General features: G+C 49.9%; 16 protein-coding genes. 3 read left to right on the top strand and 13 right to left on the bottom strand.

From position 1 onward, the window contains the following. Positions 1-60 precede the first annotated feature (60 nt). The 9 genes from DW743_RS06720 to sigK all read right to left on the bottom strand — a co-directional run bounded on the left by DW743_RS06720 (position 61) and on the right by sigK (position 10,544). On the bottom strand, positions 61-570 hold the full coding sequence (locus tag DW743_RS06720) for a DUF6106 family protein (protein WP_055227377.1): 510 nt from the start codon (positions 568-570) through the stop codon (positions 61-63). Beyond that, positions 563-1,234, bottom strand: coding sequence for a hypothetical protein (locus tag DW743_RS06715; protein WP_055227379.1), 672 nt, complete (start codon positions 1,232-1,234; stop codon positions 563-565). Before DW743_RS06715 ends, DW743_RS06720 begins: the two co-directional genes overlap by 8 nt. Before the next feature lie 268 nt (positions 1,235-1,502). Then, on the bottom strand, positions 1,503-3,128 hold the full coding sequence (gene groL, locus DW743_RS06710; protein WP_022462186.1) for a chaperonin GroEL: 1,626 nt from the start codon (positions 3,126-3,128) through the stop codon (positions 1,503-1,505). A gap of 36 nt (positions 3,129-3,164) precedes the next feature. Next, positions 3,165-3,449, bottom strand: coding sequence for a co-chaperone GroES (gene groES, locus DW743_RS06705; protein WP_022462185.1), 285 nt, complete (start codon positions 3,447-3,449; stop codon positions 3,165-3,167). Between the two features lie 346 nt (positions 3,450-3,795). Then, a complete protein-coding gene (codY, locus tag DW743_RS06700) occupies positions 3,796-4,617 on the bottom strand; it encodes a GTP-sensing pleiotropic transcriptional regulator CodY (RefSeq protein ID WP_022462184.1) in 822 nt (273 codons plus the stop codon). A gap of 259 nt (positions 4,618-4,876) precedes the next feature. Then, positions 4,877-6,958, bottom strand: coding sequence for a type I DNA topoisomerase (gene topA / locus DW743_RS06695; protein ID WP_055227381.1), 2,082 nt, complete (start codon positions 6,956-6,958; stop codon positions 4,877-4,879). Between the two features lie 367 nt (positions 6,959-7,325). Next, on the bottom strand, positions 7,326-8,195 hold the full coding sequence (gene dprA, locus DW743_RS06690) for a DNA-processing protein DprA (RefSeq protein WP_022462182.1): 870 nt from the start codon (positions 8,193-8,195) through the stop codon (positions 7,326-7,328). A 3-nt stretch (positions 8,196-8,198) separates the two neighbouring features. Further along, the gene (locus DW743_RS06685) at positions 8,199-9,722 is read right to left on the bottom strand and encodes a YifB family Mg chelatase-like AAA ATPase (RefSeq protein WP_022462181.1); all 1,524 of its coding nucleotides are present in this window, start codon (positions 9,720-9,722) and stop codon (positions 8,199-8,201) included. 195 nt (positions 9,723-9,917) lie between these two features. Next, a complete protein-coding gene (gene sigK, locus DW743_RS06680) occupies positions 9,918-10,544 on the bottom strand; it encodes an RNA polymerase sporulation sigma factor SigK (RefSeq protein ID WP_117761225.1) in 627 nt (208 codons plus the stop codon). Positions 10,545-10,680: 136 nt separating this feature from the next. On the opposite strand from sigK, the gene DW743_RS06675 reads away from it, so the two are divergent. Beyond that, positions 10,681-12,732: a HelD family protein gene (locus tag DW743_RS06675; RefSeq protein WP_117761018.1), complete on the top strand. Its 2,052-nt coding sequence runs from the start codon at positions 10,681-10,683 to the stop codon at positions 12,730-12,732. Between the two features lie 58 nt (positions 12,733-12,790). On the opposite strand, the gene DW743_RS06670 is transcribed toward DW743_RS06675, so the two are convergent. Then, the gene (locus tag DW743_RS06670) at positions 12,791-14,335 is read right to left on the bottom strand and encodes an alpha-amylase family glycosyl hydrolase (RefSeq protein ID WP_117761016.1); all 1,545 of its coding nucleotides are present in this window, start codon (positions 14,333-14,335) and stop codon (positions 12,791-12,793) included. A gap of 350 nt (positions 14,336-14,685) precedes the next feature. Here DW743_RS06670 and DW743_RS06665 point away from each other — a divergent pair, with 350 nt between their 5' ends. Next, positions 14,686-15,561 carry an AraC family transcriptional regulator gene (locus tag DW743_RS06665; RefSeq protein ID WP_158568545.1) on the top strand — a complete coding sequence of 292 codons (876 nt, stop codon included), beginning with the start codon at positions 14,686-14,688 and terminating at the stop codon, positions 15,559-15,561. Between the two features lie 91 nt (positions 15,562-15,652). On the opposite strand, the gene DW743_RS06660 is transcribed toward DW743_RS06665, so the two are convergent. Continuing rightward, a complete protein-coding gene (locus DW743_RS06660) occupies positions 15,653-16,477 on the bottom strand; it encodes a TrmH family RNA methyltransferase (protein ID WP_022462176.1) in 825 nt (274 codons plus the stop codon). A gap of 359 nt (positions 16,478-16,836) precedes the next feature. On the opposite strand from DW743_RS06660, the gene DW743_RS06655 reads away from it, so the two are divergent. Then, positions 16,837-17,295 (top strand): DUF2798 domain-containing protein, encoded by a 459-nt coding sequence (locus DW743_RS06655; protein WP_022462175.1) that lies wholly within the window; start codon positions 16,837-16,839, stop codon positions 17,293-17,295. A gap of 112 nt (positions 17,296-17,407) precedes the next feature. Here DW743_RS06655 and DW743_RS06650 read toward each other — a convergent pair whose 3' ends face one another. After that, complete coding sequence (locus tag DW743_RS06650) at positions 17,408-18,019, bottom strand: hypothetical protein (RefSeq protein ID WP_022462174.1); 612 nt, start codon at positions 18,017-18,019, stop codon at positions 17,408-17,410. A 139-nt stretch (positions 18,020-18,158) separates the two neighbouring features. After that, a complete protein-coding gene (locus tag DW743_RS06645) occupies positions 18,159-19,463 on the bottom strand; it encodes a sirohydrochlorin cobaltochelatase (protein ID WP_117761012.1) in 1,305 nt (434 codons plus the stop codon). Positions 19,464-19,736: the final 273 nt, after the last annotated feature.

Raw genomic sequence — 19,736 nt, 5'->3', positions numbered from 1 at the left:
TTCCTTTCTTCTTAAGTCTTTTTGATTTATCACCTAATTTAACATAAAACAAAAAAGCTGTCAATCCATAAATACTTTTCTTGGTGCACGGTTGCGGATATCTTTTAACATCACTTCGTCCGGCTCGAAGATCACCATCTGCATGGCATTGTCCTTGGAGATGACGAATGCGTACGGTTTGTGGCCCTGTCCTTCGATGCCGGAGGAATAGTTGTAACGTTTGATACTCTGGTTGTTTTTGTAGGAATCAAGCTGATGGGACTGGTACGGCGCCAGGATTTCCATGTTGGAAAGCTCATAGCTTGCGGCTCTTTTTCTTCTTGACTGCGAATAGATGCGGTCGATGTCCAGCTCGCCGTTGACGTACAGATACTCAAACTCTACCGAAAGCTTCGGGATAAAAATATAGTCTACGATTCCAAGTACCAGCGCAAGAAGCAGAATCAGCGGATTCATCATAATTCCTGCGGCTGCAAAAAGAACGGTAAAGAAGATCAGAACTCCTTTGATCGCCTTGTCTTTTCCTGTCTGCTGTTTTTTCACCAGCACTTCTGTGTACAGATCACTCATTTACTCCATCCTCCTCAAGATATTCGATCAGTTTTGCTACATTGTCCGCGTTCTTTGTATTGACCAACACGGTCAGATAACACGGCTCATAGTACGTAAGGCCCATATCCTGGTACTTTTTCAATTTGGAAATGTCGAGGCAGGTATCTCCCGCCTTTATCCCGTACTTCTCACACGTCGCTTCGTCAAACAGTGTGGACAGATCCAGAAAATAATCGTCTTTGCTGTAGTTGTCGTACACGGCCTGTGAACAGATCAGAACATCCATGCTCTGTGCGGCAATCACGGCTGTGAATTTCATCAGCGTGTTGTAATCCGCGTTTTCCAGGTTTTCACCGAAGCTGTAGCTTGTATCGATGCTTACCTTTTCGTACTTATCTCCGGTTCCGAGCGCTTCTTTTAGGTCCTCCTCGATCGGACTTACATCCTGCAGTCCTGCGTAATCCACTACGGCAATGCTCACGAGGTCATAATACTTCGCATTTTCATGGATATTCACAATCGTGCCGATGATGAAGATAACAGCGATGATGCCGAAAATGACAGCCTTGTAGTATTCCCAGATATAGGCCAGTTTCTCTTTAAAATTCATTTTCGACAGCTTCTCTTTTTCGAGCTGCATCTTCTCCTTCCTTGTCATGTCGGATTCATAACGACTTGCCATGTGTGTTTCTTCTCCTTTGTTGTATTTCCCCCAACATCCTACAAATCAGTATAGCATAAAACGCCGGAAGCGTCCATATACGCCGCCCGGCGAAAGCATGAAAACTTTCTGAAATTTTTTGTAACGATTCAGGGCCATGCGAAATGGAAGAAAAACTTTCCACTAAAAAATCGGCCGGCAAAGACAGGACTTCGGAACCCATGTTCCGCTACGGTCTTTGCCAGCCGGTTTTCTTATTTTGTTTTACCAGACATTTTTATCCCGGAAATTACATCATTCCCATTCCGCCGTCTGCGCCTGCCGGCATAGCCGGAGCCGGCTCTTTGATGGTGGAAACTACGGACTCGGTGGTCAGCAGGGTTGCGGAAACGCTGGTAGCGTTCTGCAGTGCGCTTCTGGTAACCTTAACCGGATCAAGGATACCAGCCTGGATCATGTCTACATACTCTTCGTTGTATGCATCAAATCCAACACCTACTTTGGACTCTTTTACTTTGTTGATAACAACAGCGCCTTCCAGACCTGCGTTTGTTACGATGTGGAACAGAGGAGCCTCAAGTGCTTTCTGTACGATTCTTGCACCGATCTTCTCGTCGCCGTCCAAGCTGTCAATCAGCTCTGCAAGCTGTGTTGTTACATGGATGTATGCAGAACCGCCGCCTGCGATGATACCCTCTTCTACGGCTGCTCTCGTTGCATTTAAAGCATCCTCCATACGGAGTTTTTCTTCTTTCATCTCGGTCTCGGTTGCTGCACCTACACGGATAACAGCTACGCCGCCTGCCATTTTTGCCAGTCTCTCCTGCAGTTTCTCTTTATCGAACTCAGAAGTGGTCTCCTCGATCTGGGATCTGATCTGGCCGATTCTTGCTGCGATGGCATCTTTTGCGCCGGCACCGTCAACGATAACGGTGTTCTCTTTCTGAACTTTAACAGATTTTGCACGTCCGAGCATTTCCAGAGTAGCGTCTTTTAATTCCAGACCAACTTCCTCGGAGATCACCTGGCCGCCGGTCAGGATTGCGATATCCTCGAGCATTGCTTTTCTTCTGTCGCCGTATCCCGGTGCTTTGACAGCTACTACGTTGAAGGTTCCGCGCAGTTTGTTGATCACGAGTGTCTGGAGAGCCTCGCCCTCTACGTCCTCAGCGATGATCAGCAGTCTTGCGCCGCTCTGTACGATCTGCTCCAGCAGCGGAAGAACTTCCTGAATGTTGGACAGTTTCTTATCGGTAATCAGGATATATGGATTGTCGAGAACGGCTTCCATTTTCTCCATATCGGTACACATGTAAGCGGAGATATATCCACGGTCGAACTGCATACCTTCTACCAGCTCCAGCTCGTTCTGCATGGTCTTGGACTCCTCGATGGTGATAACGCCGTCTTTGGAAACTTTTTCCATAGCGTCAGCTACCATCTGGCCTACTTCTTCGCTTCCGGAAGAAACAGCTGCAACTTTTGCAATCTGCTCTTTGCCTGCTACCGGCTGGCTCATCTCTGCAAGGATCTGAACAGCTTTATCGGTTGCTTTCTTCATTCCCTTACGAAGAACGATCGGGTTCGCACCTGCTGCCAGGTTTTTCATTCCTTCGTTTACCATAGCCTGTGCCAGAACGGTTGCGGTTGTGGTACCATCACCTGCTACGTCGTTGGTCTTTGCAGCAACTTCTTTGATGAGCTGTGCGCCCATGTTTTCAAAGCCGTCTGCCAGCTCGATCTCTTTTGCAATCGTAACACCATCGTTTGTGATGAGCGGAGCGCCGTACTGTTTGTCCAGAACAACGTTTCTTCCTTTCGGTCCAAGGGTTACACGTACGGTATCTGCAAGCTGGTTTACACCATTCTGAAGAGCGTTTCTTGCCTCTGCTCCATATTTAATCTCTTTTGCCATGATTGTCATGCCTCCTGATTTTTACTTGATTATTCTTTATTTTACAACTGCCAGAATGTCATCCTGTTTTACGATGATGTACTCTTCGTCTTCCAGTTTGACGTTGGTTCCTGCATATTTGGAATAGATTACCTGATCTCCGACTGCAACTTCCATTTTTACTTCTTTGCCGTCTTCTACTTTTCCAGGTCCTACTGCGATAACCTCAGCCTGCTGCGGTTTCTCCTGTGCCTGTCCCGGAAGTACGATACCGGATTTTGTGGTTTCCTCTGCTTTTAACTCTTTTAATACAACTCTGTCACCTAAAGGTACTAACTTCATTTATGTTTCCTCCTTCAAGATTTCATTCAGTTTTATTTATTAGCACTCAGTTCATTCGAGTGCTACTTGATGGTTCTTACTATAGTGTTTTCCACCTCATTTCGCAAATGTATGAATTTTGTAATTCTCTTTTTTTTTCTCGTGATAGCTCTTAATTTCTCTTATTTCCTCGTTTTTTCTTATTTTGGCAATTTTTTCATATTTTATACTCTCTTTAGAATCTAATTATAGTTTATTCCTAAAAACGGGAATGATACCATTTTTTCCGCTCCCCGAATGCTTTTTTGCACAAAAAGAAACGGCGCCATTCTTAAACGGCTCCGATTCTTTTCTACATTCCACTTTTTTATTTTTTCGCCTCGTCCGGATGGGCATCGCCCTTTCCTTTCAGGTTCTTTCTTGCTTTGATCTCGTCGAGTTCATCAAAGATATAATCATTTAATACCTTGATATACGTTCCCTTCATACCGCTGGAACGGGACTCGATGACGCCTGCGCTCTCGAATTTGCGGAGGGCATTTACGATGACGGATCTTGTGATGCCGACGCGGTCTGCAATTTTGCTTGCAACCAGAATGCCCTCATCCCCGTTCAGTTCATCAAAGATATGGATGATGGCTTCCAGTTCGGAGAAGGACAGCGTGTTGAATGCGGATTTAACCACCTGAACCTTACGGTTTTCCTCCACATTTTCCTCGTTGACGGAACGCATCATTTCCAGTCCGACAACGGTTGTGCCGTACTCACTGACGATGATATCGTCGATATCGTACTGCGGGGTGCAGCGGTACATAAATACGGTACCAAGGCGTTCTCCGGCGATCTCGATCGGGCAGATAATTGCGGTGTAGCGCTCTACACCAGGCCGCTCAAAGCCGAGGGTCTGTAAATTGACGTTCTCTTTTGTGGAGAGTACGCCGAGGAGACGCTCGTTTAATGCGGCATCGACATAACCGCCCACCTTATCCTCGATCAGCTCTGTAATTTCTTCCACGCCCGGGCAAAGGCTGATGCCCAGCACTTTTCCTTTTTTACTGATCACCAGGATATTGGAACTTAACGTTTCCATCAGGACTTCACAGATATCGTTGAACACGACCTTCGTGGAGTGATTGTTATGAAGCAGTTTGTTGATTTTTCTGGTTTTATCCAGCAGTTGTACGCTCATGTTCTTCTCCTTTCTTTATTTTCTGCATTTTTTTGGCGTATCCGCCGAAAAAAATGCACACTGATGCCTTTTTCAGACAACCCTTAAAACTAAGCTCATTCTATCATGTAGTTTTCCGGAAATCAATATATTTTTCAGAAAACTATAAATTTTATAAAAATTCATGCTAAATTTTTTCGGATCTTCCTGTTTTTCCGCCGCGATAAGCAAAAAAACGGCCTGCACCAGTTTTTCACCAGTACAGACCGCTTTGTCATTCTCAGTCTTCGTCTTTCTTTTCGCGTGCTTCTACATAGCCGCACTGCTCGTCCGCGCAGACCAGCTTATTGCCTTTTTCCAGCATATAGCCGCCGCACTGCGGGCATTTCTTGGCAGACGGTTTCTGCCAGGACATGAAATCGCATTCCGGATTGTTTTCGCATCCATAATATTTCCGTCCTTTTTTCGTCTTGCGCAGGATCACTTCTTTTCCGCACTTCGGACACGGAACACCGATCTTTTCCAGATACGGCTTCGTGTTCTTGCAGTCCGGGAATCCCGGGCAGGCGAGGAATTTTCCGTGCGGGCCGTATTTGACCACCATGTTGCGGCCGCAGTTCTCGCAGATGACATCTGTCACCTCATCCTCTACCTTAACTTCTTCGAGGTTCTTTTCTGCCTCTGTGACCGCCTCATAGAGATCCGGCCAGAAGTTCTCGACTACTGTCTTCCACGGAACACTTCCATCTCCAACCCTGTCGAGCAGAGCTTCCATCGTTGCCGTAAAGTTGACATCCACGATGCTCGGGAATGCCTCTTTCATCATGTTGTTGACCACCTCGCCGAGCTCTGTCATGTAAAGGTTCTTGTTCTCCTTTGCCACGTAACGGCGGTTGATGATCGTTGTGATGGTCGGCGCATACGTACTTGGACGGCCGATGCCGAGTTCCTCAAGCATTTTGACAAGGGATGCCTCGGTGTAGTGTGCCGGCGGCTGTGTGAAGTGCTGCTGCGGATCCATCTTTTCCAGTGCCAGCTCCGTTCCTGCCTCCAGGCTCCGGACAGCGGCGTTTTTCTCTTTCTTTTCCTCATCCGGATCGGTGTAAACGGACATGAAACCATCAAATGCCAGACGGGAGGAAGCTGCTGTAAAGAGATACTCTCCTGCATTGATCCGTGCGGAAATTGTCTCATAGACGGCCGGCTGCATGCGGCTTGCCACAAAGCGTTTCCAGATCAGCTGATACAGGCGGAACAGATCTCTTGGCAGGGATTCTTTTACCATTACCGGTGTATTCGTCACATCGGTCGGACGGATGGCCTCGTGCGCATCCTGTGCCTTGCTGTTTTTATTCTCCGTCGTGTCCCCGCTTGCGGTATATTTTGTGCCGTACTGCTCCTGGATAAAGGAACGTGCTGCCGCATCGGCCTCCTCGCTGATTCGTGTAGAATCGGTACGCAGATAGGAAATCAGAGCGATCGTTCCCTTTCCCTTTACTTCCACGCCCTCGTAGAGCTGCTGCGCCAGACGCATCGTCTTCTGCGTGGAGAAGTTCAGCACCTTCGATGCTTCCTGCTGCAGGGTACTCGTGGTGAACGGAAGCGGCGCTTTCTTGGAACGCTCTCCTTTTTTCACTTCGGATACGGTAAAGGTCTCATTTTCCAGTCCCTTTAAGATTTCATCGAGCTGCTCTTTCGTCTCGATCGCCATCTTTTCACTGCCTTTGCCGTGGAATTTTGCGACGAGCGGTTTCTTCTCGCCCGGAATTTTCAGATCTGCTTCCAGTGTCCAGTATTCTTTCGGAATGAACGCATTGATCTCATCCTCGCGGTCGCCGATGATGCGCAGTGCAACGGACTGCACACGGCCGGCGGAAAGTCCGCGTTTGATTTTCTTCCATAACAATGGGCTGATTTCATAACCTACCATACGGTCGAGGCAGCGGCGCGCCTGCTGCTCGTCCACCAGGTTCATATCGATGTCGCGTGCCTGTTTGATCGACGCTTTGACTGCTGATTTTGTGATCTCGTTGAAGGTGATGCGGCGCATCTTGTTCTCATCGAGATTCAGCGCAATCGACAGATGCCAGGAAATTGCTTCTCCCTCGCGGTCAGGGTCAGTTGCGAGATAAACTTTATCTGCTTTTTTTGCGGCTTTTCGAAGAGATGCCAGAAGCTCTCCTTTTCCGCGGATGGTGATATATTTTGGTTCAAAGTCATGTTCTACATCAATTCCAAGCCGGCTTTTCGGCAGATCGCGCACATGGCCCATAGATGCTGCAACTTCGTAATTTGCCCCGAGATACTTTTTCACCGTCTTGACTTTTGCCGGTGATTCCACTATTACAAGATATTTTGCCACCTCTGATGCCTCCTGAATACATATTTTTATAACTGTCCAGATCTATATTGCGTTTTTCATATCGCATAGTTCTGCATCATTACAAATTCCAGAATAATTCCTAAATTAGTCGTAACTTCCACTGACTATACACCAAAAAGTTTTTTCTTGCAAGTGTTTTCCATTTTTAAAATGTACCATTTTTCGATATTTCCCGACAAAATAACAGGATTTTTTCTATTTTTTAACGATTTTTCCTGATTTTTTTCTTTTCTTTTTCCTTTTTCAGACATGCACGCGGCGCAGAAGAGCCCCCTTTTTTCTTTTTCTTCTATTATAATTGTGCACCGGGCGGAATATCACAAAACCTTTCTTTTCCTCGTCCCTTTTACGATAACGCCATGTACACGCCCGGCGGATTTTCCGCAATAACGCCGTCAATTTCGAGTGCCAGCAGAATGCCGGTCAGCTCCTGCAGCGGGATTCCGGTGCTGCCGGCAAGCTGTGCAAGATTCTGCGGTTCTGCCGCGAGTGTTTTCAGAACCATTTCCGCCTCTTTTCCATAGCGCGGACGCGGTGCGGCTCTTTTTGTCCCGGCCTTTTTCACGCCCAGCTCCTCAAGAATCGTTTCGGGTGAAATCGCAATTTCCGCTCCCTGCGCGATCAGGCGGTTGCAGCCGCGGCTTGTCGCATCCGTTGTCCGTCCGGGCAGGGCAAATACCGTTTTTCCCTGCTCCAGCGCGTAGTCCGCCGTAATGAGCGAGCCGCTCTTCTCTTTTGCCTCAATTACCAGAACGACATCTGCCAGCGCACTGATCACGCGGTTGCGGATCGGGAAATGCCACGGAAGCGGCTCTGCGCCCGGCGGAAATTCGCTTAAGACACCGCCTCCGTTTTCCAGCATCCGCCGCATCAGCGGGTAATTCTGTTTCGGATAGCAGATATCCACGCCGCAGCCAAGCACGGCAAACGTCTTTCCCTTTCCGCGCAGTGCCCCCTCGTGCGCCGCCGCGTCGATTCCGCACGCCAGTCCACTGATCACCGCCACGCCGTTTGCCGCCAGCACCTGCGCGAAAAAGGCCGCCTGGCTCTTTCCGTACGCCGTACATATCCGCGCGCCCACAATCGCCGCTGTTTTCTGCTCATCCGCCGGCAGCGCGCCCCGCACGAAAAGGCGGGACGGCATGTCCGCGAACGGCATAAGCCGCTCCGGATAGCCCTCCTGCCCGCGGCCGACTGTAAAGATTTCCATCGCCATACGTCAGATCCTCCATATACTTTTGTCGGCGCTCCGAAAGCAGATCGCCTCACTGATATGCGGCACGCCGATTTTGACCGCCCCGTCCAGATCCGCAATTGTCCGCGCGGTGCGGATAATCCCGTGGTAGGAACGCGCGCTGAGGCGCAGGCGGCGGAAGGCATCCTCTAAAAGCTCTTCCGCTGCCTTTTCCAGGATACAGTATTTCTCGATCTGGCCCGCTTTCAGTTCGCTATTGAAATGAATCGACTCCTGCCGGTAGCGCGCCGCCTGAATTTCCGCCGCTGCCGTCGCCTTTTCCCGCATCTTGGCCGAGGATTCGCACCGCTCCTCGCCGTGCAGATCCTCGTAGGAAAGTGCTTCCACCTGCACGCAGAGATCCATGCGGTCGAGGAACGGCTGGCTGACTCTCGAGAGATACCGGCTGATGTCGCCGGGTGCGCAGGTACAGCGCGATAAGTCGGGGTAAAAGCCGCAGGGGCAGGGGTTCATTGCCGCCACCATCAGAAATGACGCCGGGAACACATAGTTTCCGCTGACACGGGAAATCACAATCCGGTGCTCCTCGAGCGGCTGGCGCAGGATCTCAATGGTTGTGCGCGTCATCTCCGGGAGTTCATCAAGGAAGAGAACACCGCGGTGTGCCAGCGTAATTTCGCCCGGAGACGGCTGTTTTCCGCCGCCTGCAAGAGCCTGCGGCGTCATCGTGTGATGCGGAGCACGGAAGGGCCGCTCCCGGCGGACACCCTCTCCTTTGGCAAGCATTCCGGCGATGCTGTAGATCCGCGTTACTTCCATCTGCTCCTCCTCAGACATCGGAGGCATGATCGTCGGAATCCGCCTTGCGATCATGGATTTTCCGCTGCCCGGCGGCCCCAGCATCAGCAGATTGTGAAATCCGGCCGCAGCGATGAGCGCCGCCCGCCGCGCCGCCGTCTGGCCCTGCACTTCGGAAAAGTCCGGCTCTTTTCCGTCCTCCTTCTTTTGATTTTCTATAGACGGAAGCGACGGCATTTTCCCTTCACAGCAGTAGTTCAAAAGCTCCTGTAAATTCTGGATTCCAACGACGTGAAGCCCGCCGACCAGACCCCCTTCCGCGGCATTTCCGGCTGGAACAAGAAGCGTTGTGCATCCAAGCTCCCGCGCCTTCGCCGCTGCCGGAAATACACCGCTGATCTCCTGCACATGGCCGTCAAGGCCGAGTTCACCGAGCACCATCGTTTTCCGGAGTGACCTGGGCGGAATCCGACCGAGCGTCATCAGAACGCCCGCTGCAATCGGAAGATCGAAACGCGATCCTTCTTTTCGGACGTCCGCCGGGGATAAATTAATCGTAATTCGTTTCGGCGGCAGGGAAATTCCCATGTTTTTGAGGGCTGTCCGCACGCGGTCCTGCGCCTCCTTTACCTGGGCACTCACGTAGCCGACCATCGTAAACTGCGGCATGCCGTCACTGACATCCGCCTCCACCTGCACCGGAATCATCTCCATGCCCGAGACGGTGGCTGATAATACACTGCAATACAAAGAAAACCTCCTTTTCTTTCAGTAGCAGGTCGTATAGTTCCTATTTATTTTTCATTTTGGGAAAATGTCCGGCAAGAACACCGGGAAGATATTATCTTTGATTTTTGTTCGAAAAAGTAAGGATAAGGAAACCTTTTCTGCACCTGATTTCCTTACCCTTTATTATAGAAGCAGTCCGTTTGAAATGTCAAGCATTTACGAAGCGGCAAACCGTAACCGCAACTTTTCAATTGCATTCTTCTCGATCCGCGACACGTACGAACGGCTGATGCCGAGCCGGGCAGCGACCTGTTTCTGTGTGTATTCTGCTTTTCCGCCAAGGCCGTACCGGAGAAGAATCACCTGTTTTTCCTGCTCTTTTAATTCCGAATCCAGATAACAGTACAGCCGCACCGCGTCCTCTTTCCGGTTGTACTGTTCCGCGATATCCTCCCCGCCGCCCTCCACGATGTCGAGCAGATGGATCTCATTTCCCTCCTTGTCGGTTCCGATCGGCTCGTAGAGGGAAATCTCCCGTGCCGTTTTCTTTTTGCTCCGAAGATACATCAGCAGCTCATTATCAATACAGCGGGCGGCGTATGCGGCCAGCCGGTTTCCTTTTTTCGAATCATATGTCATCACCGCCTTGATGAGGCCGATCGTTCCAATGGAAATCAGATCGTCGAGATCATCGGGCAGGCCCTGATACTTTTTCACAACGTGCGCGACCAGGCGCAGATTCCGCTCGACCAGAATGTCTCTGGCTTTTGTATCGCCCCTCTGATACGCATCCAGACAGCTTTTTTCTTCCTGTGCAGACAGTGGTTTTAAAAAGGGTTCCAAGAAAAGCGGCACCTCAAAGGGGATTTTTCTTTATTTTATGTTTGAATTGCAGGAAACGTGCCTGTCTGCTATACTGATAAGATCAGCCGGGTTTTCCGGCACTCGACATTATATTTTTAAGAGGAGGTTTCCTTTTATGACAGACCAGAAAAACGGACAGGAATATCTTTCTTTTGTGCTGGAAAAGCTGCTGGCGCGTCTTGCCGAGATCAGCCAGTCTCTGCTGGACGGACAGAAAGAGATTGAAAATATGCACGATTATTACTGGCAGAACTATACCGAGATGGACCAGTACGGATATGAGGATTACGACAATCAGCAGGCGCTGCTGCATCAGGTGAATGCGAATCAGGAGCAGCTTCTTCTGCGGAGCCGCTTCCGGAAAATGCTGGATTCTCCGTTCTTCGGGCGTGTGGATTTCTGCTATGACGGGGATGATGAGCCGGAAATTTTCTATATCGGCATCGGCAATTTTGCGGAGCGGCCGGGCGAGCTGCCGCTGATTTACGACTGGAGAAGCCCGGTCAGCGGTCTTTTCTACGATTTTGACCGCGGGCCGGCTTCCTATCTTGCGCCGGGCGGCGAGATGACAGGGGAAATCTGTTCCAAGTGGCAGTATAAGATCCGGGATGGAAAGATGATTTACGGATTTGAGAGTGATGTGAAAATTGATGATGATATTTTAAAGGCGGAGCTTGGCAGCAACGGCGAGGTACAGCTGAAGAATATTATCCGCACAATTCAGAAGGAACAGAATGCGATCATCCGCAATACGAAGGACCGGATTCTGGTAATTCAGGGAGCGGCGGGAAGCGGCAAGACATCGGTGGCGCTGCATCGGATTGCCTACCTTTTGTATCATGACAGACAGAATCTGAAGTCTTCGAATATTCTGATTTTATCGCCGAACGGGGTATTTTCGGATTATATTTCACATATTCTGCCGGAGCTCGGTGAGGAGAATATTCAGGAGATGAGTTTTGATCTCTTTGCTTACCGCAAATTACAGGACACGGCGGCGGACTGTGAGGACCGCTGTGATCAGATTGAGCGGGAGATGCGGGATCCAAAAGCCGCAGAACGGTTTGCTTTAAAACAGTCGCAGGCGTTTGTGGACCAGATGGAGGGATTTGCGCTGGAGCTTGAGGACGAGCTGATGAATTTCTCAGACGTTTCGTATAAGTCGTTTGTGAAGTCAGAATCGGAGATTATTACGCTGTTTTATGACAAGTTTGCGGATATTCCGCTGCTCTCGCGGATGGATGCGGTGGCGGAGACGTTTATTGACGAGATCGAGACGCTGCTGAACCGGGATCTGCCGGAGGAGGAGCGGATTCCGCTCATCGAAAAATTCCGGAAGATGTATGAGACGATGGATTTTTATGTTCTCTACAATCGTTTTCTGAAGAAAGAGGGATATCAGACGCTGCCGCGGCGGCCGTTGGAGAAGCGGAAACTGCGGTATGAGGATGTGTATCCGATTCTGTATCTGAAGTACCGCCTGTCGCGGCAGGCGGAGCGGTCGAATATTAAGCATCTGGTGATTGATGAAATGCAGGATTATTCGCTGCTCCAGTATCTGATTATCCGGCGGATGTTTTCCTGTAAGATGACGATTCTCGGCGACCGGGCGCAGACGATGGCGGATCAGCAGCAGGATGTACTGCAGTTTTTACCGGGGATTTTCGGGAAGGATCTGCGGCGGATTGAGATGCGGAAGAGTTACCGGAATACGGTGGAAATTGCGTCGTATGCGGCAAATCTCATTGGCGTGACGGATCTGGAGCTGTTTGAACGGCACGGAATGCCGGTGTTGGAACGGGATGTCACGGATCTTGAGGCGGCTCTGCGGGAGGCAGTGGATACGCTGCTTCCAGATGAGAAAACGTATGAGACGGCGGCGGTGATTGTACCGGATGAGAAGACGGCGGAACGGGCTTATTTAATTTTGCGGGGGATTCTGGCAGAAAAAGATTTTGACTGCGGGAAGCGGCTTTCTTGGCTGAACCGTGACAGCTCCAGTTTTAAGAAAGGACTGACGGTTACCACATTTTATCTGGCGAAAGGGCTGGAGTTTGATCAGGTGTTCTCTATTTTCCCGAAGGACGAGAAACGGGAGATAATGATGCAGGCGCAGTATATTGCAGCGACCAGGGCATTGCATGAGCTGAGAGTGTATCATATTTAAAAACAGGGAGATCCTCCGAAAAAATTCGATTGGATCTCCCTGTCATTTTTATTTTCGATCAGATATGATAGAATCCTGCGGACTGTGCCGGGATGGTGATGGTTCCGTCTTTGGATTCTGCTTTTCCTCCGATCGTGTAGAGGGCATCCTTCAGCTCTGCACTGTATGGGAAGGACTGCTCTTTGTCGGATGGGTTGATGATAACGAGGACTTTTTCACCCTCAGCCTCACGGACGTATGCCAGCGGATACTGGTTTTTCTCTGCATAAACGAACTCGATGGTTCCGCGGCTTAAGAGTGCTTTGCTGCTCTGGCGAATCTGGATGAGTTTTTTAACTTCGTGGTACAGGGAATCCGGATCGGCCATCTGTGCTTTGGCGGTCGGACGGTCTTTGCCCGGGTCCATGGTGATGTAGAGGTCACTGGCCGGTGCGCTGGAGAATCCTGCGTTGGTGCTGTCATCCCACTGCATCGGAGAACGGGAACCGGTGCGGTTGTATCCGCCCTCAACGGATTTCAGGCCTTCGACGTAGCGCATACCGATTTCATCACCGTAGTAGATGAACGGCGCACCTGGCATGGAAAGAAGGAAAGCGAAAGCAATTTTCAGCTCATCCCCCTGCAGACGGCGTGCCAGACGGTCCATATCATGGTTTCCGGACGGGATGCAGATCAGGCCTTTCTGTGCGGTCTTATTGTAGTTGGTTTTGTAGGTCTCTACAAACTCAGAGATATCTCCTTTTCCGCGTTTGGAGAAGAATGGCTCATCGCAGCGGAACAGATCGTTGTAATGGGACGGTCCAAAGTGAAGCAGGAAGTCCATGTGGAAGCCGCCCTGTAAGGATTTGTCCGGCTCGCCCCACTCGGATACCATGGCTGCATCCGGGAACTCGGCGTCGAGGAATTTCCGTACCTGCTGCCACAGGCGGATGGTTCCTTTGCCTTCCTGATCGTTCTTTACCAGAGAGCCCGCCATATCGACACGGAAGCCGTCGCAGCCCATGTTCAGCCAGAATCTCATGACATCTTCCATCGCTGCCAGCGTTGCCTGCGGTCCCTCATCATCAAAGGACTGCTGCCACGGTTTTTCCGGATCCGGCTGATAAAAGCCGTAGTTCAGGGCCGGCTGGTTGGAGAAGAAGTTGATGGCGCAGGCGCCGTCACGCTCGGAAATGCCGCGCAGGCTTCCCATTCCTTCCGGTGCTTCCCATACGTTATTGGTCCATACGTAGCGGTCTGTAAATTCATTGCGGTCTGCTTTCATGGATTCTTTGAACCATGGATGCTCAACAGATGTATGGCCCGGAACCAGGTCGAGCAGAACGTGCATGTCACGTTTGTGTGCCTCTTCGAAAACTCTCTTCAGATCCTCATTCGTTCCGTAGCGCGGTGCAACGCGGCAGTAATCTGCGACATCGTATCCTGCATCACCGAATGGGGACAGGAAGCACGGGTTGATCCAGATGGCGTTGCAGCCCAGTTCCTTGATGTAGTCTAATTTTTCGATGATACCCTGGAAATCTCCGATTCCGTCGGCGTTGGTGTCGTTGAAGGACTGCGGGTAAATCTCATAAAATACTGCGTTATCTAACCATTTTGACATTTTTTCTTTTCCTCTTTCGCTCTTATTTCTGCTGTATTTTCGTCGTTGCAGCAAGTGTTTCTATATGATATATTACTACTGTATCCGCTGAAATACCAGTAATTTCCTATTTCATTCTAATACTATTCTATGATTTTAGTTACAGTTCACTGGTACCCAGCGAACTGTAACCTTCGCAACCCTCATTTAAAGTTTTGCTTCGCAAAAGGAGGGCTGCTCACGCCTGAATCACTTTCTTACGCAGCGAAACAGCAAGTGTTTCACTGCTGAGTGAACATTAACTGATTTTATCCATGCCACGCTCTGCCATTCCCGGCATTTTACGGACATGCTTTTTGGAGGAGGATTTTATGATGCTTTCTGCTGCGAAAGAAAAACGCCAGCACGGCTCCATGCAGGTTCCCTACAGTTATTATGACTGCCGGATGCCCGACTATTTTCCCGGCGTACCGCTGCACTGGCACGGGGAGATGGAGCTGAATTATATCAAACGCGGAACGGGGTATTTTCAGTATGAGGACCGTCTGCTTACGGCGCATGCCGGTGATATTTTTCTGATTCAGCCGAACCTCGTACATGCCATTCTGCCCGCCGAGCAGGAGTCGATGTTTTATGATACGATTGTTTTCCACCAGAATATGCTGATCGGCGGGTATGACGACCGCAGCTACACGGAAATTCTGCAGCCGTTTTTCTCCGCCCGGCGCCGCATCCAGGCACCGATTTCACCCGAACATTCCGGTTATGCTGCACTTTCTGCATCCGTCCATCAGATTTTCCGCTGCATCCGTGAAAACTCTGCTGTCTCCGATCTTCTGCTGAAAAGTGAGCTGCTCCGCTTCTTCTATCTGCTCGCCGCATCGCCGGAACTCTGCACCGATCGTCCCGCCATGCCTGCGGCTGCTGAAAACCTGCGGCCTGTGCTCGCCTATATCCAGGAGCACTTCGCCGACCCGATTACCATAGAGGAACTTGCCAGGCTGTCGCATTTGAGCAAAAGCTATTTTATGAGCTGTTTTAAGCAGACCTTCGGACTCGGGGCCGTTGAATATCTGACACAGCTTCGGATCAAAGCCGCCTGCGAGGCGCTGCGCAGTACGACGCGGAGTGTGTCCGAAATCGCGTACGACAATGGTTTCCGCAACCTTTCCAACTTCAACCGGCAGTTCCGAAGCAAAGTGGGATGTACGCCGCAGATGTATCGGAAGGAATTTCAAAATTCATAAATTCAAAAAGGGATGCATCAAAATATGCATCCCGAAAATCTATCTCTGATCCTATTTTTATTCCGTAATCTCCGGTACCGACGGAACATCTTTATCTTCTTCCCGCCAGCTCCCAGAATGCGACAGCGCTCGCCGCAGCGACGTTCAGTGAATCCACACCGTGTGTCATCGGAATCAGCACGGTTGCATCTGTTTCAGCGATCGTATCACTTGCCAGTCCGTCACCCTCGGTTCCGAGCAGAATGGCGAGCTTTTCATGCGTTTTCAACGACGGATCATCCATCGGAACGGAGTCTTCTTTTAATGCCATCGCAACGGTATAAAATCCAAGTTCCTGCAGTGCAGCAATTCCCTGCTCCGGCCAGTAACTGCCGCCTGGCAGCACGGTCCATGGGACCTGGAAGACATTTCCCATGCTCACGCGGATGGCGCGGCGGTACAGCGGGTTGCTGCAGCCTGATGTGAGAAGCACGGCATCGATGCCAAGCGCGGCGGCAGAACGGAAAATCGCACCGACATTCGTCGGGTTCACGACATTTTCCAGAATCGCCACGCGGCGGGCATTCCGGCAGATTTCCTCCATAGCCGGAAGCGTGCGGCGGTGCATCGCGCAGAGCATGCCGCGCGTGAGGGCAAAGCCTGTGAGTTGTTCCAGCACCTTCGTCTCTGCTGTATAGACCGGCGCGTCCGGGCAGTGCGCAAAGAGTGCTTCGTTTGCGGCAAGCTCTGCGCTTCCGGCAAGGAACGAAACCGGTTCATATCCGGCATCCAGCGCACGCTCGATGACACGCGGACTCTCCGCAAGAAAAAGGCCTGGCTGCGGTTCATAATAGTGCAATAACTGCGGTTCTGAAAGACGCGCATACACGTCGAGCTCCGGCGCCGCAAAGTTTTCGATTTTTCTGATCTCTGACATAATATTGATTTCCTTTTGCGTTTTCTCTTTGTTTTCACTATGTTCTATTGTAGCAATCCCGCTCCCGTTTCGCAATCCATTCTTTTTCCCGCCGGTGCCGTTCCCCGCACCATTCGCCAAACCGTGCTTCCAGCACGCATCGAATTTTCTTGTTTATCTGTCTTTTTTAAAAATTTCTCAATTTCCTCTTGCCAAACGCCGCCAGAGACGTTATAATAATCGACGGTTCAAAATTAAAAACTGCAGAAAAGATTGGTATCAGATTGGAAACGGCACAAGTGCATTGCTTGGTTAACGAACAACACATGTGTCTTTTTTGCGCCCATTTTTCAAAATTGCAAAGAAAAGGAGAACAATCGATGCCAAAAACAAAATTTCAAAACGTTGTATTTACCCTCATGATGTCCTTTCTGATGGTCTATGCCATGATCTGCTACAACATTTCCATGAACATCGGCGGAATGACAAATCAGGTCTTTCTGATGGCGTTTCACGAGATGATAATCATGTGGCCGGCCGCTTTTATCCTCGAGTTTTTCCTCGTGGATCATCTGGCTCACAAATTAGCTTTTTGCATGGTAACACCGCAGGATCGTCCGATCGTAATCACGCTGGCAATTTCCATTATGATTATTGCTATTATGTGTCCGATTATGAGTTTTATTGCAACGCTGCTGTTTAAAAATGCCGGAAAGGAATTCGTTGCTGTCTGGCTCCAGACCACGTTTTTAAACTTCCCGGTTGCCTTCTTCTGGCAGCTCATGTACTGCGGACCCTTCATCCGTTTTCTGTTCCGCAAACTGTTTCCGGAAAAATAAGAAAAGATATCCACAAAGGCGAACCGCTTTTCCCCTCTCTTTCCACAATTTCTGTGGACAGACGGTGCAAAATGGTTCGCCTTCTGTGGATATCTTTTGTTTTCTTCCGGGATTACTCCTGCGGTACCGGATTGGATACGCTGACTACATGATCATACCAGGTTCCTTTTTTACCAATGATCGCAACATTGAAATCCTCGTCCAGTTTTTCTACCGGGATATCAAAGCCGTACACTTCATCTGTGGTTCCGTCAGAATACGTTACCTCATCTGTGGTCGGCTCGATCAGCTCTGCGCCGTCTGCCTGTGCTTCTTCTTTTGTTCCCACAAAGACATTGACAATGTTTTTGGATACCAGGCTGACGTGGATGGTCATTTTTCCGTCTTTTACCGTCAGGACACCCTTTCCTTCTTTTGCTTCATTGACATGGAACATATTGCTGTCTGTATTGAAGTCTGCCGTATACGTACCGTCTTCCAGCTCTGATGCGCTGCTTTCTCCTGCAGTCTCCGCTGCCGATGCGCTTTCTGCTGAAACATCTGATGTGGATGTACTGCTCTCTGCCTTAGATGCATCCTGTACAGAAGCGGAAGATGCGTCTGCCGCAGAAGACGCAGATACTGCAGATGCAGAAGATGACGCTGCATCCTTTCCGCCACATGCGCCGAGCATGGATACAGTCAGTGCTGCTCCAAGAAAAAGAACTGCCAATTTTTTTCTCATAATAAAATTCCTCCTTGTATCACCTTGAAGCGGATCTTTTTCATCCGCTCAACTTAAAATCCGACAGCACACTGAGTCTCTTCAGCCGTACTGCCGGATCTTATTTTACTCTATTTTACGTTCGGAATACAACCCCTAATTATTCAGCATCGTCCTGAACGCCGTTGCCGTCCATAGCTGCCTTGGTGTGCTGTACATACAGCTGCTCAACAGCATCAATTCTTCCAAGACCTTCGATCTGAGTGTTGATCTCATCGAATGCACCGGATGCCTCAAACTGGCTCTTCCAGGAATCCTCATCCTCGCCTGCCATATCGTTGTTTGCGTGGTCACCTGCAACAACCATCAGCGGACGAAGAATTACTTTCTTGTATCCGGCTGCTTTTACTGCCTCGATCACATTCTCGCAGGCGGTCTCTTCCGGCTCGCCCTCAACGGTTCCGATGAATACGTTTTTGTATCCAAGAGTATCCATCTGTGTCTGCATCTGGCTGTAAGTTACTTTTGCATTGTGGGAAGTACCATGTCCCATAAATACGAAAGCAGTGCCGTCCTCTGCTGCTGCATCCAGACTGTCATAATTTGCAGATTTTACTGCCTGTGCCGTGATTGCTTCTGCAACGGCCTGTTTGTCCTCGTTGATTACGGTAGCGTCACTTCCAACCTCGCCAAGCAGCGGCTCTGCGATGGTTACGGACTCAAATTTATCTTTATAGCTATCTACTGCTTCTTTCAGCTCGTCGTACTCTGCGCCGTGCATCAGATGAGTCGGCTGAATAATCAGTTTTTTCACGCCATTGCTTACAGCTCTTTCCAGTGCCTGATCTACGTTGTCGATCTTCTCGTCATCGCGGGCCTGTACATGGTTGATGATGATCTGTGCAGTGAAGGCACGTCTTACGGACCAGTCCGGATATGCAGCCTGCAGAGCTTTCTCAACGCCTCCGATATCCTCAGCACGGCTGTCGTTGAAGGAAGTACCAAAGCTTACAACCAGAAGCTCATTCTCGCCGATCTCGTCTCCGTTTAACGGATCATCCTTGGAAGCATCCCCTGTGTCTCTTCCGAAGTAATCCGGATCTGCGTTCTCACCTTCTACGAGTTCTTTCTGTGCGTCTGTCAGGGCATCCCATGCCTCTTTTGCTTCTTTGCACTGCTCGTCGGTGTTATCATTTCTTTCCTGTACATAAATTGCGTCAATCAAAGCTGCCACTTTATCTGCTGCCTCCTGGTCTGCATCTGCGGATACCTCTTCAGATGCAGAAGATGCGCTTACGCTGCTGCTTGCTGCTGTGGTGTCTTCCTCAGATGCGGAAGATGCACTTACGCTGCTTGTTGCTGTGCTGCTTGCGCTGCTGCTGGATGCGTTGCTGCTTCCGCATGCGCCGAGCATAGATGTTACCATAGCTGCTGAAATTAAAGCGACTACAAGTTTCTTTTTCATTTTTGTTTTCCTCCCATTTGCTGGTATCTTTGCAACAACCAATATCGGGGACGTTTTACATTTCAAACTATGAGAAACACGCTCCGCGAGTTTCTCAAGTTATCGCGGCAGTCGCTAAGGTCTCGTGCAAGCACGGACTTTGGCTCGTTGCCCGCGTAAATAGAAAGAAGCCCTTTCGTTTTTCAACGAGGGGCTTCCAGTATTTTCATCACAAAGAAAACCATCTCACCCGCTGTGGGGCAAATGTCCGCTTTCCTGTTTTGTACTGCCAGT

This window comes from Blautia sp. AM28-27, from assembly GCF_003480905.1.
Lineage (GTDB): Bacteria > Bacillota > Clostridia > Lachnospirales > Lachnospiraceae > Fusicatenibacter > Fusicatenibacter saccharivorans.
The sequence above is the reverse complement of the archived record's forward strand: the minus strand, read 5'-3'. Positions and strand labels throughout refer to the sequence as shown.

What these genes read in the sequence shown, in the direction of transcription:
- DW743_RS06720 (WP_055227377.1), bottom strand. Translation starts at nt 570, where the DNA reads ATGAGTGATCTGTACACAGAAGTGCTGGTGAAAAAACAGCAGACAGGA.
- DW743_RS06715 (WP_055227379.1), bottom strand. Translation starts at nt 1,234, where the DNA reads ATGGCAAGTCGTTATGAATCCGACATGACAAGGAAGGAGAAGATGCAG.
- groL (WP_022462186.1), bottom strand. Translation starts at nt 3,128, where the DNA reads ATGGCAAAAGAGATTAAATATGGAGCAGAGGCAAGAAACGCTCTTCAG.
- groES (WP_022462185.1), bottom strand. Translation starts at nt 3,449, where the DNA reads ATGAAGTTAGTACCTTTAGGTGACAGAGTTGTATTAAAAGAGTTAAAA.
- codY (WP_022462184.1), bottom strand. Translation starts at nt 4,617, where the DNA reads ATGAGCGTACAACTGCTGGATAAAACCAGAAAAATCAACAAACTGCTT.
- dprA (WP_022462182.1), bottom strand. Translation starts at nt 8,195, where the DNA reads ATGGCGATGGAAATCTTTACAGTCGGCCGCGGGCAGGAGGGCTATCCG.
- DW743_RS06675 (WP_117761018.1), top strand. Translation starts at nt 10,681, where the DNA reads ATGACAGACCAGAAAAACGGACAGGAATATCTTTCTTTTGTGCTGGAA.
- DW743_RS06670 (WP_117761016.1), bottom strand. Translation starts at nt 14,335, where the DNA reads ATGTCAAAATGGTTAGATAACGCAGTATTTTATGAGATTTACCCGCAG.
- DW743_RS06665 (WP_158568545.1), top strand. Translation starts at nt 14,686, where the DNA reads ATGATGCTTTCTGCTGCGAAAGAAAAACGCCAGCACGGCTCCATGCAG.
- DW743_RS06660 (WP_022462176.1), bottom strand. Translation starts at nt 16,477, where the DNA reads ATGTCAGAGATCAGAAAAATCGAAAACTTTGCGGCGCCGGAGCTCGAC.
- DW743_RS06655 (WP_022462175.1), top strand. Translation starts at nt 16,837, where the DNA reads ATGCCAAAAACAAAATTTCAAAACGTTGTATTTACCCTCATGATGTCC.
- DW743_RS06650 (WP_022462174.1), bottom strand. Translation starts at nt 18,019, where the DNA reads ATGAGAAAAAAATTGGCAGTTCTTTTTCTTGGAGCAGCACTGACTGTA.
- DW743_RS06645 (WP_117761012.1), bottom strand. Translation starts at nt 19,463, where the DNA reads ATGAAAAAGAAACTTGTAGTCGCTTTAATTTCAGCAGCTATGGTAACA.